Consider the following 15745-nt stretch of genomic DNA (forward strand, 5'->3'; position numbering starts at 1 on the left):
AAATTGAACTCTTGAGCAATACCAACAAAATTAATTCTTTAAAATGAGCACCCTTCATCGTCCTTCTTGTGCCGCTCGCCCGTATTAATATCACCCATCATTTTTAAAGCGAAACGGGTGCAGATTGGCCCCGCAATTTCAAAAAATACGGTCGTAGCCGCGATTACCGAAACGACGGCCTGAAATTCCTCGAACCTATTCGCGGCAGTGAGAGCCATGCCGAGAGCTATCCCGGCCTGAGGCATAAGGGCCATGCCCATCCATCCGCCAAAACGCCCCGTCTTTCCGGCAATCAAAGCACCGCCATAAGTACCTACAAAACGACTTGCCACTCGCAACAGGATATAAAAAACTATCAACAGTATATTCGACCAAAAAAATTCCCGCCGGACGCAAACACCCGCAAAAATAAAAAAAATGACAAGTAAAGGCCATTCCACACCTTCTATTGCACAAAACGGCCGTTCATGATGTCGGGCAAGATTTGCCACGACTGCCCCCATCACCATTGCGGAAAGGAGATAAGAAGCACCAATCCACAAGGCACAACCGCTACAAATAAAGACCATACCCAGCCCTTCTACAAGACTTGGTTCCCCCGGCAAAATACGCCCGGTCAGAAAGCTCATGGGAACACCGAGGACTACTCCTAGAAGAACAGAAACAAGAACCTCCGAGAATCCGTCCAACAACGTATGCAGTCCTCCCCCGTCAAGCATTTCAATCTGGGCTGCAGCAAACATAAGGCTAAAGATAATAAGCCCCCACGCATCATCAATCGCTGTAATTTTCAACAAGGTCTCTGAAAACTCGCCTTCGGATTTAGATTCGCTGATAACGTCTACAGTTGAAGCAGGATCTGTGGCAGGAGCTATTCCACCACATATAAGGGCAACGGGTAGGGAAACTCCGGCCAGCCATAATCCACTGGACACTACCGCAGTTGTCGCCAAAGCAACAAATATGGAAATGGATAAGACGGCCTTACCGGAACTATGTATCCTCGAGATATTGAAAGAATTACCAAGCAAAAAACCTATTGAAGCCAGAGCGATATCTGAAACAACCGGCATCCAATGCTCAATGGCAACAGGCAACAGATCAAATCCGGAAGGACCGATAATAATTCCGAAAACAAGTAATGCAGAAACGCGGGGAATCGGGGTATTCCTGCCGATAATATCTGCAACCAGCCCTAAGATAAAAAGAAACCCCAAGGTCATTAAAGTCAGTGCTGAAACAGACACAGGCCCCTCCCCTTCAAAAGATTAGAATGAACACTCTTCACGGTCTTGCCTGCGCCGCTCTCCGGGAGTGATCCCCCCCATTTTATTCAATGCGAAACTGGTGCAGATCGGCTGTTCGATCTGGTTATATAAATATTTTACTTATACATAATCCATGTTAAACTATTTCTAATGAACAAAAAAGATTTATGCTCTAAATGCATTTATCCAGACTGATCATGCGTTCACTTTTATGTATTCATTTACATCATTTTAACCTTCAGCAACTGTTAAACTAATTTATAACTTGCTTTTAAATTTATTTTAATTTAGCTGAATGAGCGTTCACTATCCGTACGACTCACCAGAAATCCAGCAACCAATAAACACTCACATGCCCGCTGCAAACCACCGGCAGCGGAAAGCCGGACACGGTGGTCTGCAACATTCATTTCCTAAGGAGAGACAAATGGAATCTAAACTGGCAAATCCCGCCCCGTTAGGCCTGATGGGCTTCGGTATGACCACCATCCTGCTGAATATTCATAATGCAGGATTTTTTCCCATAAGTTCCATGATTCTGGCCATGGGCTTTTTTTACGGCGGCATAGCCCAGATCATCGCCGGAGTGATGGAGTTCAAGAAAGGCAATACCTTCGGGACCACCGCCTTCACTTCCTACGGCTTATTCTGGATGACTCTGGTTGCCCTGATCATCATGCCCAAAATGGGTCTGGCCGACCCCACTCCGCATGCATTCATGGGCTGGTACCTGATACTGTGGGGAGTCTTCACCATGTTCATGTTCCTCGGCACCCTGAAAAGCAACAAGGTGCTGCAGTTCATCTTCTTCTCCCTGACCGTGCTCTTCTTCCTGCTTGCTGTTCGCGATTTCTCCGGCAGCCATTTCATAGGAACAATTGCCGGATGGGAAGGCATCCTTTGCGGAGCTTCCGCAGTCTACCTCGCCATGGCTGAAGTCATCAACGAACAATACGGACGCACCATCCTGCCCATCGGCGAATAAAAAACTCCGCTTCTCATGAAAGTCCAAAGGCCGCGCAGCTTGATGCTGTGCGGCCTTTTTTGATGCCCCCCACGACGAATCATCCCCCCTTCCCCTCACCCGACTTTTAAATTATAGATAGCGGACGCCAGCGGAACCGTTATCCGCCCAAGAATAGAAAAAGTTTCAGGAGAATAACCTATATGGAAATGGAACAAGATATTATAAGAGCCAAATTTCTGATTGAATCGCTGCCCTACATCAAGGAATTTTACGGCGAAACAATCGTAATCAAATACGGCGGAAACGCCATGATCGATGAAACCCTGAAACGGGCATTCGCCTTGAATATCATCCTGCTCAAATACATCGGCATCAACCCGGTAGTTGTGCATGGAGGAGGACCGCAGATCCAGAAAATGCTCAGTGCGCTGAACATCGACAGCCAGTTCAAGAGCGGATACCGGGTTACTGACGAAGCAACCATGGACGTAGTGGAAATGGTTCTCGTCGGTCAGGTAAACAAGCAGATCGTCAACCTTATCAACCTGAATGGCGGCAAGGCTGTCGGACTCTCCGGGAAAGACGGCATGCTCATTCGGGCGGAACAGAAAGAACTGGTTATCGAATCCGAGACCAAGGCCCCGGAAATCATAGATCTCGGCAAAGTTGGCGAAGTGACCAAGGTAAACACTACCCTGATCAAATCCCTGCAGAGAGAAGGCTTCATCCCGGTTATCGCACCTGTCGGTGTTGACGAGGAAGGTTCAACTTACAACATCAATGCCGACTCCGTTGCCGGGGCTGTTGCTGCCGCCATGAACGCCAAGAGACTCCATCTGCTGACAGATGTTCAAGGTCTGCTGGATGCTGATAAAAATCTTATTACCTCAATGACCTGCCGTGAAGCTGCTGAAGCCATAGATTCCGGAGTAGCCAAGGGCGGTATGATCCCCAAGCTGAGCTGCTGTCTTGAAGCTGTTCACAGCGGAGTTGAAAAAGCGCACATCATTGACGGACGGGTTGAGAACTGCGTGCTGCTGGAACTTTTCACCAAGAATGGTATCGGTACTGAGATTGTCAGTTAACAGGTTGTTGAAAACGGCGTTCTGCGTCGTTGCTTCAGAAAGTTCACCTCCTCACGTACGCTGAGTACGCCCCGGCTTTGAGCTTATTCTGCGCCTAGCATCTCACCATTTTTGAACAGCCTGTATTTAATAGGAGAAACATATGAAAGCCGTTGCCATAGTCGGTAAGAAAAAAACCGGCAAAACCACTATGGGCCTTGCGCTGGTCAAGAAGCTTACTGAAAAAGGATACAAGGTCGGGGTACTTAAGCATTCCCACCATGGTTTTGATGGAGCCGAAGGCTCAGACACCGAAAAATACAAAAAGCTCTCTTCCTGTATAGCTGCATATTCGCCCAGCGAATCATTTGTTTCATGGAAGGAGGAACGAACAGTACAGGATCTTGTTCCGCTCATGGACGCTGATATTATTGTCATGGAAGGAGGCAACAAGGTCGGGTGGTTGCCCAGAGTAATCATGGTCCGCGAAGACGATGACGACAAGGAATTTTACCCCGAACTGGCCTTGAAACAGATTCCGGCCTGCTCACCGGAAAATCCTCCTTCTGAAGAACTCCTAGAAGAATTGGCCGAACTTGTGCTGGACAAAGGATTCATCCTGCCGGGCCTCAACTGCGGAGCCTGTGGGCGGGAATTCTGCATGGATTTCGTGGCTGACATTATTGCCGGTAAGGCCCGAGTTTCCGGGTGTCAGGCCATGAAAACCCAGATGTCTGTGACCTGCAACGGCAACGAACTGGGATTTAACCCATTTGTAGCCGACATGCTCTCTGCCGGAATAACCGCTATGCTTAAGCAGTTGAAAGGTTACGTGCCCGGAGATATTGAGATTACGATCAAGAACGGTTGATGAAGGATTGCCTCCGGCGGCCAGACCTGGAGTCCCTCCGGGGGCCAGAGAAACCTTTTGGAAAAAGGTTCTCTGGACTCTTCAAAAACTTTTAATGGTTTAAATAAATTTGTTCTAACTGAACCAGTTAAATCCACAAAACGGCGAAGCCCTGATAATAAGTTTTGGGATTCTTGAACCCTTTTGGAAAAGGGTTCAAGGCCCCCGGCTGGGCCGCCGGAGGCATCCATAAATGAACCATGAGTTTTTTGAAATAATCAGCAGAGTTGAGTTTGAATCCCTACTGGAATCTTTTCCAGCAGTGGACACAGTGCGTGTTTCCATTGCCGATGCATTCGGTATGGTCCTAGGTGAAGACATAATTTCACCGGAAGACCTGCCGCCTGCAAACCGTTCCTGTATGGACGGCTACGCGCTCAATGCCCGAGACGCCTTCGGCGCAACCGAGGGCAACCCGGCCTATCTGGAATGCTCCGCCACCCTTAAAGTTGACGAAAATCCAGAATTTGAACTCCAGCCCGGAGAATGTGCAGCCATCCCCACCGGTGGAACCCTGCCTGACGGGGCGGATGCTGTGGTAATGGTCGAGCACACTCAGGATCTGGGTTCCGGTACCATTGAAATCCGCAAGTCCTCCGCCCCCGGCGAACACACCATGCTTAAAGGGGAAGATGTTGCCAAAGGCAATATTATTTTTCAGGCCGGGCACAAGGTCCGCTTTCAGGATGTCGGATTGCTGGCTGCGCTGGGAATAAAGGAAGTCTTCATTCACCGAAAACCGCGTGTGGGCATCATCTCCACCGGTGACGAGCTGGTGGAAATAGATTCACCGCAAAAAATCGGAACCATTCGTGATGTGAACTCGCACACCCTGCGCTGTCTGGTAAACGGGTCCGGAGCGGAAGCCGTCAATTACGGCATTGTCCGTGATGAACTGGATAAGCTTGAAAGCACCCTCGAAAAGGCTATTGCCGAAAACGATCTGGTACTCCTTTCCGGCGGCAGCTCGGTAGGCATGCGCGACCTGACCGTGCAGGCAATTGAATCCATGCAGGACTCTGCAATCCTCGCCCACGGGGTGGCAATCAGCCCCGGTAAACCGACCATCCTTGGCCGGGCCGGGAACAAGCCTGTGCTGGGACTGCCCGGACAGGTCACTTCGGTTCAAGTCGTCATGCTGGCGCTGGTAGTTCCGTTTATCCGCCGGCTCATGGGCCAGAAAAACGCATTTTCCGGAACCGACCGCATGCTGGTTCAGGCTGAACTGGGCCGCAACACCGTATCCAAACCGGGCCGGGAAGATTACGTACGCATGAAGCTGACCTACCGTGATGGTGAATTGCCATTAGCCGAACCGATTTATGGCAAATCCGGCCTGCTCAAAACTATGATTCAGGCTGACGGGTTGATGATCATCCCGGCCGACACCGAAGGTTTTTACGCCGGAAACATGGTAAACATCTGGAAAATATAATTTTTGTTTCGATACAGCTGTTAAATTGAGGACAACAAAATGACTGACCGCAATATCTATCTGAAAACCATCCCTGTTCACGAAGCTGTTAAGGCAGCTATGGAAAATCTTGACCGTGAAGCACTGGTTCAAACTGAAACCATTCCGGTTCACGAAGCTCTTGGCCGGGTCACAGCTGAAGCGGTAATCGCCCGCTGTTCCTCGCCCACTTATCACTCTGCAGCAATGGACGGTTACGCGGTAAAAAGCGACACAACTTTCACCGCCCGTGAAGGCCAGCCCCTTCTGTTGAAAAAAGGCACTGACTGCATTGCGGTAAACACCGGGAATCCCCTGCCGGACGGGATGGATGCCATTATCATGATTGAGCATGTGGTGGATGATGGTGAGAATATTTCCATCGAAGCCCCGGCTTTCCCGTGGCAGCATGTGCGCCGTATCGGTGAAGATATTGTAGCAACAGAAATGCTTCTGCCGCGCAAGCATACCATCTCGGCATTTGACATGGGAGCTCTACTTTCCGCCGGAATATATGAGCTCAAGGTTTATGAAAGAATTCGCATGACCTTTATACCGACCGGGGACGAAGTACTGCCCTTTGCGGACCATCCAACTCCCAAACCGGGAGAAGTCATTGAATCAAATTCACAGGTTTTCAAATCCCTTGCAGCCGGGCTGGATGTAGAATTCAGCTATACCGCTCCGGTCAAGGACCGCGAAGAAAAGCTGACAGCTGCGGTAGAAGCTGCCCTCAAGGATTCGCACATCGTAGTTGTCGGGGCTGGCTCATCGGCAGGGAGCAAGGATTTTACCCGCATAGTTTTTGAAAAACTGGGTAAGCTGCTGGTCCACGGAATAGCTGTCATGCCCGGCAAACCCACGGTTCTGGGTACAGCGCAAGGTAAGCTGCTGGTCGGTGCTCCCGGCTACCCGGTCAGCGCGGTGGTCTGCTTTGAAGATGTGCTTACCCCGATCATTTCATGGCTGGCAGGCAAATATGAACCGCAAAGAGACAAAGTTCAGGTCCGCCTTGCCCGGCGAACTCCCTCCAAACCCGGTCTTGAAGAAATCGTACGGCTGGCTATCGGACAGGTTGACGGCGAATATATCGGAGTTCCCCTTTCGCGGGGAGCAGGCATGATAACCACCCTGACCAAGGCACAGGGATTTACCCGCATCCCGGCTGAAAGTGAGGGGGTGGAAATAAACTCCAATGTTGAAGTGGAGCTTTTCTCCGGCCGTTCAGAACTGGACAAGGTGCTCATGCACGTTGGCAGCCATGACAACACCATCGACATGCTGGCAGACATGCTCATGGGAGGAAAGGATCCGCTGCGTCTGGTTTCCACCCATGCCGGATCCATGGGCGGATTGACTGCGCTGAAAAACAATATGGCCCTCTTCGCCGGAGCGCATCTTTTTGATCCAGAGACGGATGATTTCAACTTTCCGTTCATTGAAAGATATCTGCCCGGAATGGAAGTAACGGTGATTAACCTCGCCATCCGTCATCAGGGCTTTATTGTTCCCAAAGAAAACCCGAAGGGCATCGAGGGTATCCAATCTCTCGGAAATTTGCAGATTAATTTCATTAACCGCCAGCGTGGAGCCGGGACACGAATCCTCTTCGACTACCACATGAAAAAAGCAGGATTGAAACCGGAGAATATCCTCGGCTATGACCGCGAAGAGTTCACCCACATGGCTGTAGCTGCCAATGTGCTCACCGGTGCAGCCGACTGCGGACTGGGTATCTTTGCCGCAGCCAAGGCATTGGACCTCGACTTTGTACCGCTGGCACATGAACGTTATGACCTGGTCATCCCCCGGAAATATATGGAAGACAACAGGATAAAAACACTGCTGGAACTCATAAAATCTGATAAAGTAAAACAAGCTATCAATGAACTTGGCGGCTACGAAACTGACCTTACCGGACAGGAAATGAATCCGGGAGTCGGATTAGGCTAAAAAGCAACATCTTGCCGGAGGAGCTATGAACAAGGACAAGGATCACATTGTCAGGCAGAAATGCCGCGAAAACGTTATTGGTTTTGCTCCCTTCCGCTACCGCTTCGGCAAGGAAAATTTAATCCGTGAAGGTCTGCTCAATATCGGAAAATTCGAAGACCATGAAGGCGGCCATCTGGTGCTGACCTTTATCTTTGATTCCGATTCAATCATGACCGATAACGACATCCTAGACCGCATGGCGCGGTTGGACTTCGGTCCTCTGATCAAGAAAGGGCTGCTCACCGCTCTGCGCAACTCCGCCGAGTTCGAGCAGAATGAGGACTTCGCCATGCACGAGTTTAGCTTTTACTTTGATAAAATGCCCAAGGACATCCCCAGACTGCTCAAGCATTGCTTCATTCCCTTCTTCTTGGATCATCTTTACATGCGCATCGGCGATATTGAATGGATGGAAAGGGACGCAGGTAGGGGATGGCTTTGCCGGTTGAAAGACAGTTTTCACAAATAATAACTTTATAAAAAATTGAGAGACAAAATGCCTGTAATAAAAGTTGAAATGTTCGAAGGTAGAACTGTGGAACAGAAAAGGGAACTTGTGGAAGTATTCTCCAAAGAAATGGCTCGGATCACCGGATGCAGCGTAGAGTCCATCTATGTTGTCATTGATGAGGTAAAAAAGGAAAACTGGGGAGCAGGAGGAGAGCTTTGTTCTGACAAGTTTCCGGATTAATTTTTACACTGCAATTCAAAAGCAGGCCCCCGGCAGGAATTTCCCGCCGGGGGCTTGTTTTATAAACTAATTCCTTAACAAACCCTACTTCTCATGGACTTCCCATTCCTCGGCCTTGTAGTCCTCGGGTACTTCTTCCCAGCCGGAGAACATGGCCGCTATGTGGGCAGTTATGTTATGTCCGGTGGTGGTCATGTAGATATGAACCACTAGGAAGGCCAGCAGTGCGTAAGCGCAGGCCATATGGACATTGGCGACCACGTTCAGGCTCAGGAAATCCAAGCCGTAGGCGGCCCAGTCATTGTAGGTCCAATAAAGAAGACCGGTTACCATCTGCAAAGGCAGCAGGATTGCCGACAATCCAAGGTAAACCAGACGTTGCAAGGGATTGTGCTTGGCATCCTTGCTCTTATGTACCGGGTGATCTTCACCCTTGAATATGCCGGAAGCATAGTACATGGCCACATCAAAAAGCTTCTTGGAAGTGGGGATGTACTGCTTCCACTCCCCGGTGGTCAGCAGCCAGAAAATGATGAACACGAACAGGATCAGCCAGCTGATTCCCAAGGTGTTGTGCAGATCCACGGCCTTTTCAAATCCGAATAGGGTAAACACCCCGTGAACTTCAAGCCCGGTAATCATGAGCAGCATAATCAGAATGGACTGGGTCCAGTGCCAGAAACGCTCGAACTTCGAATAGAGATAGATCTTCTTCATGTTATGTCCGGTCATGACTAATCCTCCTTACGGCCTGACATGAAAATGCGGCCAAGGGCATGCAGGATGACACCCACTGCAGAGGCAAGCACTATGAACCCGCCCCCGGCATCAACCACAGAGGAGGCATCGCGTCCGGGCATGTAGAAACAGGTCATCTTGGCAAGGCGGCCCTGCTTGCTATGGCATTCTTCACAAGCTACCGCGTTTTCCTTAGGCGCGACCATGTGGGTGGTCGGATAGACGTATTCGGTTTCCACGAATCCCACTTCTCCGCTGAAAGGCAATCCGGCATACTCCATTCCGGCCTTCGCAGCTTCAGTCCAGTCATATCCCTTCCAGTAGGCGGCCTTGTCCTTGCCGAACAGATGCGGGATGACCATGGTCTTGTTTTCCTTGTCATAAGGAGTCATTCCGCGATGCACCTTGAAGGGCATGATCCGGGAATTCTTGTCATTGATGGAACCTACAGGCATGGAAACCCGAACCGGCTTGCCGGGATCAATGACTGTCTTGGCGGTAATCGTATCGATGGTTCCGTTAAACCAGTAATACTCGGGGACAACATTCTTTTCCCAACGCATATCGCCCTTCTTGGTCATGTATGTCGGCTTGCCCCATTCTCCCTTTACAACATAAGGCTTGCCGTCCTTCTTCTTACCGGCCTGCGACCAGTCCCACCACATCTTGGTGGGCAATACGCGGGCAAAGGCCGGAATATGACAGCTCTGGCAGGCCAGCTTGTCAGTATGATCATTGAGCTTCATACCCAGCTCGGACTTATGCGGACGATTACTGTGGCAGGATTCACACATGATCTTGGAGCCAAGGTCGTCTTCCAGCAGGGACTTGCGTTCGGTTGCTGCCGGAGTCGAATAGATACGGCCCGCAATATCGTGCTTGACCGTGGTGTGGCAACGGACGCAGGTAAAATTCTGCCCGTCTATACCCATGTGTACGTCAAGAGTCTTTGCAGGCTTAAGCATGGAGGAATCAAGATCACCATGCTTTACACCGTCACCGCCGCCACCGAAGAAATGGCAGGTACCGCAATTCTTACGAGTCGGACGTCCTACGGACTGGGCAACCTTATTCCATTCAGGAGCTGCGTAGAACTTGCCGTTCCCCTTAAACGTCATGCCCGGCGGGGGAGCAGGATTACCGGCTCCGGCAGGAAACTTCTTGTAAGTTCCGGTTTGCTCATGGCAGACGAGACAATCGATCTTTTCCTGCGAAGTGAAATCAAAATCCTTATTCTTCCATCCATAACCTGCGTGACAGGAGGTGCAGCGCGGTTCGTTGGATTGAATGTTGATACAGAAGTTGTTGACGACCAGACCGCCCTTACCAACCTTGAGTTCCTTCTCCGCCTTTGGATCAAGCCAGGTCCAGTGAATGGTCTTGTGAAACTGGTGTCCGGCCTCGGTATGACAGGTCAGACAGGCCTTGGTAACTTCCGGTCCGCTCTTAAAAGGTTGCTTCAACGCGTCGAACTTGGAATGGTCAGCTGTAATCCAAAGCTCCTTGCCCTTGGTCGCTTGACGTGCCATTTCCCTACCCGGAGCAGTATCCCCGGCGGCAAATGCGCTTGCGCCCAGAAAGACCACCGCAGCCAGCAGCAGTACTGAGTTCCGCATCAATCTCATCTCCATCCTCCGATAGTTATAGATGACCGGGACCCTTAACCCCGGATACTTTACATCTTTAACGGCGCAAACCTGACAATCCCTCCAGATAAGGCTTCCGCCCGCGGAAAAAAGCATACATGGCCGCCATACCCAGCAACATTGCCGCACCCAGATGGGTCCAATCGATGAGCATGACCGTAAAAGGGTCAAAAGTGACCGAATGCAGGTTCTTGACTACCCGCAACACTCCGGTTCCGAGAACAATCACGTACAGCCCCACCCGCAGCATTCCGGAAGAAGTCAGCTTGAAATATTCCTTCCCGGCTGCTGCAAAAATGGTCAGCAGGTACAGAACCATAAAAATGAGAACTGCCCCGAATATGTAATGAATCTTGTTGGTCAGATAGAAATCAGCCAGCCAGCCCAGTCCCGGAAGATCCGCGATGTAGTACCGCTTGAAAATGGGCATCTGAGCAGCCCCGGTCAGAGCCATTATAAATATAGTCAGTTTGAAAAGACGCGAGAAGAGAGGGCTAGTCATTGTCCTTCCTCCCTGCTGCAGATGCAAAATAATTTCCGGCCTTGATAAGCCCGGCAGCAATCCCGGCAAAAGGAGCTATGCCTACAGCGTAAGCCAGCTTTTCCTCATCGGCCATGGAATCTTCCACCGGGGAAAGTCCGGGCTTTCCGGCCCCTTTTTCCACTGCCTCATCAAGCAGGTTGAAAGGTACCGGGGAAAGATAAAGAGTATTGGTACCGCCGTTTTCTTCCTCGCCGTATATAAACATGTTGTTCTGCTCCGCCAGTTCATGGGCCTTTCTGATAATTTCACTGCGCGGACCGATGGTCTGCACACCTTCAGGACAAGCTTCAATACAGGCCGGAATCCCACCATCAGCTATGCGGTCATAGCAGCGGTCACACTTGTACATGACCCCGTTTCCGGCAAAATTGGGGAGCAGCCGCAGATAGAGCCCAACTCCGGTCTGACGCTGGGGAATATGCCACGGGCAGACCGCACGGCACTTGGCCCCGCCTAGGCAGACCTCTTCATTGATGCGCACGATGCCGTTTTTCTGCTTTCCGGCAGCACCCCACGGGCAAAGGTTTGCGCAAGGCGCATTGCGGCAGTGCAGACAACGTCGGGGAATGTTGACTTCATGGATTTCACCATTGAATTCAACCTCCGCACTCTGGATATACAGCCAGTTGTAGGGTGTTAGACGGTCATCCACATCCCTGCGCCCGGACCAGTCCTCAATCTTAACCCGGCTCTTGGGATACATTTCAGGGTAAGGCTTATCAGGTTTGGGAAACTTGTGTTCATTGGCTTCATGACAGGCAGAGACGCACTCTCCGCAACCGATACACTTTGAAAGGTCCAGCAGAGTGCATAACTCTTCATCGCTGCTGCCCGCAGCAACAGCTGTCTCGCGGACTGGAAGTAGCACCGCACCACCTGCGGCTCCCAACCCCTTAAGGAAAGACCTTCGTGAAATTCCACTATTCTTATTCGACATACGTATTCCTCTTCAAACGGTAATAACTTCAGAGTCATCTTGAAAACGACATTTTTTATGTATCTGTTGCTGAGCAGAATCCGTACCTTTTTTTACTATTCTTTTAATAATTACCATAGATCCTTTGTTGTTGGCTAGCATTCATTAAAATTTTAAGCTTTGAATCTGCTGACCCAAAAGGCAAATCTTGAACAATTGCATAAACACATGTACAATCGTATACACAGTATATTAGATTTGAACACTTTTTAAACACAGAGAAAGATTCATGACCGAGCAGGACATAGACCTCTATATAAGGGAAATTCTTGATACCATGAATGACGGACTGATCATCGTCCGCCCGGACGGAACCATAATGATGATTAATTCTGCTCTGCTACGCATGACCGGATTTAAAAAGGAGGACCTGCTGAACAAGCCCTGCTCGGTTCTCGGTTGTGATGCCTGCCGCAGAGTTCGGGAACAGGCTCCCGGACACTGGTGCGGGCTGTTTAAAAAACGAAAGGAAAGCCGCAAAAACTGCCACATTATCGATAAAAACGGCAATTACCTGCATGTTCTCAAAAACGCTTCCCTGCTCAGGGATGATGAAGGCAAGATACTGGGTGCAGTGGAAACAGTCACCGACATTTCAGAACTGGACCGCAAGGAGCTGAAAATAAGAGAACTTTCCCGAAAGCTGCAGCATGAAGAAGGAAAGTTCTGCGGATTCGTGGGTCATTCCCCGGCCATGCAGAAAGTCTACACTCTGCTGCGCAAGGCGGCCCGCTCCGATGCTCCGGTGATCATTTACGGCGAATCGGGAACGGGCAAGGAACTTGCTGCACAGGCCATCCATGAACTCAGCCCGCGGGCAGACAAACCCTTTGTACAACTTAACTGTGCCGCACTTAATGAATCACTGCTGGAAAGTGAACTGTTCGGACATGTAAAGGGTGCGTTTACCGGGGCCTACCGCCACAGGCAGGGGCGTTTTGAAGAGGCGGCGGACGGTTCCATATTTCTGGATGAAATCGGGGATATACCGTTACCCATTCAGGTAAAATTACTACGCGTGCTGGAAACCAGATCCTTTGAGAGGGTCGGGGAGAATATAAACCTGTCCATGGATGCAAGGCTGATTACAGCCACTAATCAGGATATACGCAGGCTTGTGCATGAAAAACAATTCCGCGAAGATTTTTTCTTCCGCATAAACGTGATCCCGGTGTACCTGCCCCCCTTACGAGACCGCAAAGAAGACCTGCCTCTGCTGGTGGACCATTTTATTCACATGAACAACCATATTGATAAAGCTGAAAGCCCGACACCGGAGACCATGCGCAAACTGATGGATTATGATTGGCCCGGTAATATACGAGAACTTAAAAGCGCACTGGAATACGCCGCTGTGGTCAAAGACAGCGGCCCGATACAACCCGAACACCTGCCGCCACAAATCGGGGAAGCAGACCGCCATACCCAACAGCCGGATCAGGTCGGCACAACTATTCAGCCGGACGAAAAACAGGAATTAATCAACGCACTGAAAAAGGCCGGAGGCAACAAGAGTAAAGCTGCAAAGATTCTGGGGGTCAGCCGGGGAACCATTCATAACCGCATGCGCAAATATACGGTCAAATATGGGTTGAACGAATAGCCTGTCCTCCGGCAGCCCTTACTACCACTGAATTTTATACTTAATTATTCTTGCAGGTTCCAAAATTATACAGTTGCCTACACTGGACATCCCGCCTGAATTTGAGTAAATAGTTTTCCAACATCGGGAAATAGCATTCGCTGTTTCCACGCAAAGTCGCCGTACAACCATTTACACTGGCAATAGGGAATCCCAGTCCCGGAACCAGTCCGAAAGAAATCACATTTCTGCCCGCTTACATATCCGGCTCTGCAAGGCTGCATACCTTGGGACCGGACCGCAAGACCCGGCATCAATCTGGTCTGCCTACTAGGAATTAGCTATACGCAAACTCCAGTTTGAATGCTGCGGAATTTTGCCCAAAAACAGAGAATACCCTATAGCGTGCGCAGACAATTAACGGGAGGACAAGACATGAGCGATAAAGACATTGCGATCCTTAAGTATGACGGTAAAGAGTACAAACTGCCCGTAATCCACGGCACAGAAGGCGAAACCGGCATCGACATCACCAATCTTCGAACTCAGAGCGGGCTCATAACTTATGATCCCGGCTACGGTAACACAGGTTCATGCACAAGTAGAATTACCTTTGTAGACGGCGAAAAAGGCATTCTGCGCTATCGCGGTTACCCTATTGAAGACCTTGCAAAGCATGGTAAATTCATTGAAACAGCATGGCTGCTCATCTTCGGGGAACTTCCGCTTAAGGAAGATCTGGCACGCTTTTCCGCCCTGCTCACTGCAGAAGAACTCATCCATGAAGATCTTCGCCACCACTTTGAAGGCTTCCCGGCTCACCGCAACCAGCCCATGGCTATCCTCTCCGCTGTTATCAACGCACTGGGCAGCCACAACCCGGACCTTAACGACATTACCGACAAGTCCGAATTCTTCCTCGCAGTTGGCAAAATCATTTCCAAGGTGCGGACAATAGCAGCCTTTTCATACCGCAAATCCATTGGACGCCCATTCGTCTACCCGGACCCGGAGCTGAGCTATTGCCACAACTTCCTGCACATGATGTTCTCAATCCCTTACAAGCAGTATGATCCGCCAATAGAAGCAGTCAAAGCTCTCTCCCTTATCTTCCAACTGCACGCGGACCACGAGCAGAACTGCTCCACATCCACAGTAAGGATGGTCGGCTCCACACAGGCCAACATTTTCGCCTCGGTATCTTCCGGTATCTGCGCCCTCTGGGGACGTCTGCATGGAGGAGCCAACGCGGCGGTAATCGACATGCTCGAAACCATTAACAACGGCGATTACACCATCGATGAATACATCGAGAAGGTGAAACAGAAGGAATGCCGCCTTATGGGATTCGGGCACCGCATATACAAGAGCTTTGACCCGCGCGCCAAAATCCTCAAAGAAGCTACTCATGACCTGCTTCAGCACGGATTCAGCGATGAACTGCTGGAGATCGCTATGCAACTTGAGGAACGCGCCCTTTCCGATGACTACTTCGTTGAGCGTAAGCTCTATCCCAACGTGGACTTCTATTCCGGCATCATCCTGCGCGCACTGGGCATCCCGGTAACTATGTTCCCGGTAATGTTCGCCATTGGCCGCATGCCCGGCTGGATTGCCCACTGGTATGAAGATTACACCAACCCGACATCAAGAATTAATCGCCCGCGTCAGATTTACACTGGCGAAACTCCGAGAAATTACGTACCTATAGATTTCAGGAAGTAAATCATGTCAGTATCATTCCGGGACTTATCCGGTCCCGGGATGATGGATATACCTACCCGGATATGCCCGTAATCCCGTCCCGCACATGGGTCGGAATTACGGGCAAGACTTTTTTCAAGGAACTGCAATCCGAATTATTTTCAAAAAAATTCATTTTTTACAAAAAAAAGCTTGCATTTATCGGAC

The 15745-nt window shown here is 50.1% G+C and carries 14 protein-coding genes; 9 read left to right on the top strand and 5 right to left on the bottom strand.

The genetic code is table 11. From position 1 onward, the window contains the following. Nucleotides 1-38: 38 nt before the first annotated feature. Nucleotides 39-1247, bottom strand: coding sequence for a cation:proton antiporter (locus tag ACKU41_RS07875; RefSeq protein ID WP_321404944.1), 1209 nt, complete (start codon nucleotides 1245-1247; stop codon nucleotides 39-41). A 448-nt stretch (nucleotides 1248-1695) separates the two neighbouring features. On the opposite strand from ACKU41_RS07875, the gene satP reads away from it, so the two are divergent. From satP to ACKU41_RS07910, 7 genes are all read left to right on the top strand, one after another. Next, nucleotides 1696-2253 carry an acetate uptake transporter gene (satP, locus tag ACKU41_RS07880; protein WP_319780849.1) on the top strand — a complete coding sequence of 186 codons (558 nt, stop codon included), beginning with the start codon at nucleotides 1696-1698 and terminating at the stop codon, nucleotides 2251-2253. Nucleotides 2254-2441: 188 nt separating this feature from the next. After that, the gene (gene argB / locus ACKU41_RS07885; protein WP_319781022.1) at nucleotides 2442-3320 is read left to right on the top strand and encodes an acetylglutamate kinase; all 879 of its coding nucleotides are present in this window, start codon (nucleotides 2442-2444) and stop codon (nucleotides 3318-3320) included. Between the two features lie 142 nt (nucleotides 3321-3462). Further along, the gene (locus tag ACKU41_RS07890) at nucleotides 3463-4170 is read left to right on the top strand and encodes a molybdopterin-guanine dinucleotide biosynthesis protein MobB (protein WP_319780850.1); all 708 of its coding nucleotides are present in this window, start codon (nucleotides 3463-3465) and stop codon (nucleotides 4168-4170) included. A gap of 232 nt (nucleotides 4171-4402) precedes the next feature. Next, entirely contained in the window at nucleotides 4403-5644 is a 1242-nt protein-coding gene (gene glp, locus ACKU41_RS07895) for a gephyrin-like molybdotransferase Glp (protein WP_321404945.1), read from the top strand. A gap of 39 nt (nucleotides 5645-5683) precedes the next feature. Beyond that, nucleotides 5684-7615 carry a molybdopterin biosynthesis protein gene (locus tag ACKU41_RS07900; RefSeq protein WP_321404946.1) on the top strand — a complete coding sequence of 644 codons (1932 nt, stop codon included), beginning with the start codon at nucleotides 5684-5686 and terminating at the stop codon, nucleotides 7613-7615. Nucleotides 7616-7640: 25 nt separating this feature from the next. Continuing rightward, the gene (locus ACKU41_RS07905; RefSeq protein WP_321404947.1) at nucleotides 7641-8126 is read left to right on the top strand and encodes a hypothetical protein; all 486 of its coding nucleotides are present in this window, start codon (nucleotides 7641-7643) and stop codon (nucleotides 8124-8126) included. 27 nt (nucleotides 8127-8153) lie between these two features. After that, nucleotides 8154-8348 carry a 4-oxalocrotonate tautomerase gene (locus tag ACKU41_RS07910; RefSeq protein WP_321404948.1) on the top strand — a complete coding sequence of 65 codons (195 nt, stop codon included), beginning with the start codon at nucleotides 8154-8156 and terminating at the stop codon, nucleotides 8346-8348. A gap of 84 nt (nucleotides 8349-8432) precedes the next feature. On the opposite strand, the gene ACKU41_RS07915 is transcribed toward ACKU41_RS07910, so the two are convergent. The 4 genes from ACKU41_RS07915 to ACKU41_RS07930 are packed head-to-tail and all read right to left on the bottom strand — an operon-like array spanning nucleotide 8433 to nucleotide 12213. After that, the gene (locus ACKU41_RS07915; protein ID WP_319780856.1) at nucleotides 8433-9080 is read right to left on the bottom strand and encodes a cytochrome b/b6 domain-containing protein; all 648 of its coding nucleotides are present in this window, start codon (nucleotides 9078-9080) and stop codon (nucleotides 8433-8435) included. 2 nt (nucleotides 9081-9082) lie between these two features. Continuing rightward, entirely contained in the window at nucleotides 9083-10711 is a 1629-nt protein-coding gene (locus ACKU41_RS07920; protein WP_321404949.1) for a tetrathionate reductase family octaheme c-type cytochrome, read from the bottom strand. 58 nt (nucleotides 10712-10769) lie between these two features. Next, the gene (locus ACKU41_RS07925) at nucleotides 10770-11234 is read right to left on the bottom strand and encodes an iron-sulfur cluster-binding protein (protein ID WP_321404950.1); all 465 of its coding nucleotides are present in this window, start codon (nucleotides 11232-11234) and stop codon (nucleotides 10770-10772) included. After that, nucleotides 11227-12213, bottom strand: a complete 987-nt coding sequence (locus ACKU41_RS07930) for a 4Fe-4S dicluster domain-containing protein (RefSeq protein WP_321404952.1) — start codon at nucleotides 12211-12213, stop codon at nucleotides 11227-11229. Before ACKU41_RS07930 ends, ACKU41_RS07925 begins: the two co-directional genes overlap by 8 nt. Before the next feature lie 268 nt (nucleotides 12214-12481). On the opposite strand from ACKU41_RS07930, the gene ACKU41_RS07935 reads away from it, so the two are divergent. Further along, a complete protein-coding gene (locus tag ACKU41_RS07935; protein WP_321404953.1) occupies nucleotides 12482-13855 on the top strand; it encodes a sigma 54-interacting transcriptional regulator in 1374 nt (457 codons plus the stop codon). A gap of 414 nt (nucleotides 13856-14269) precedes the next feature. Then, the gene (locus ACKU41_RS07940; protein WP_321404954.1) at nucleotides 14270-15559 is read left to right on the top strand and encodes a citrate synthase; all 1290 of its coding nucleotides are present in this window, start codon (nucleotides 14270-14272) and stop codon (nucleotides 15557-15559) included. Nucleotides 15560-15745: the final 186 nt, after the last annotated feature.

It is taken from the genome of Maridesulfovibrio sp., assembly GCF_963678865.1.
Classification (GTDB): domain Bacteria; phylum Desulfobacterota; class Desulfovibrionia; order Desulfovibrionales; family Desulfovibrionaceae; genus Maridesulfovibrio.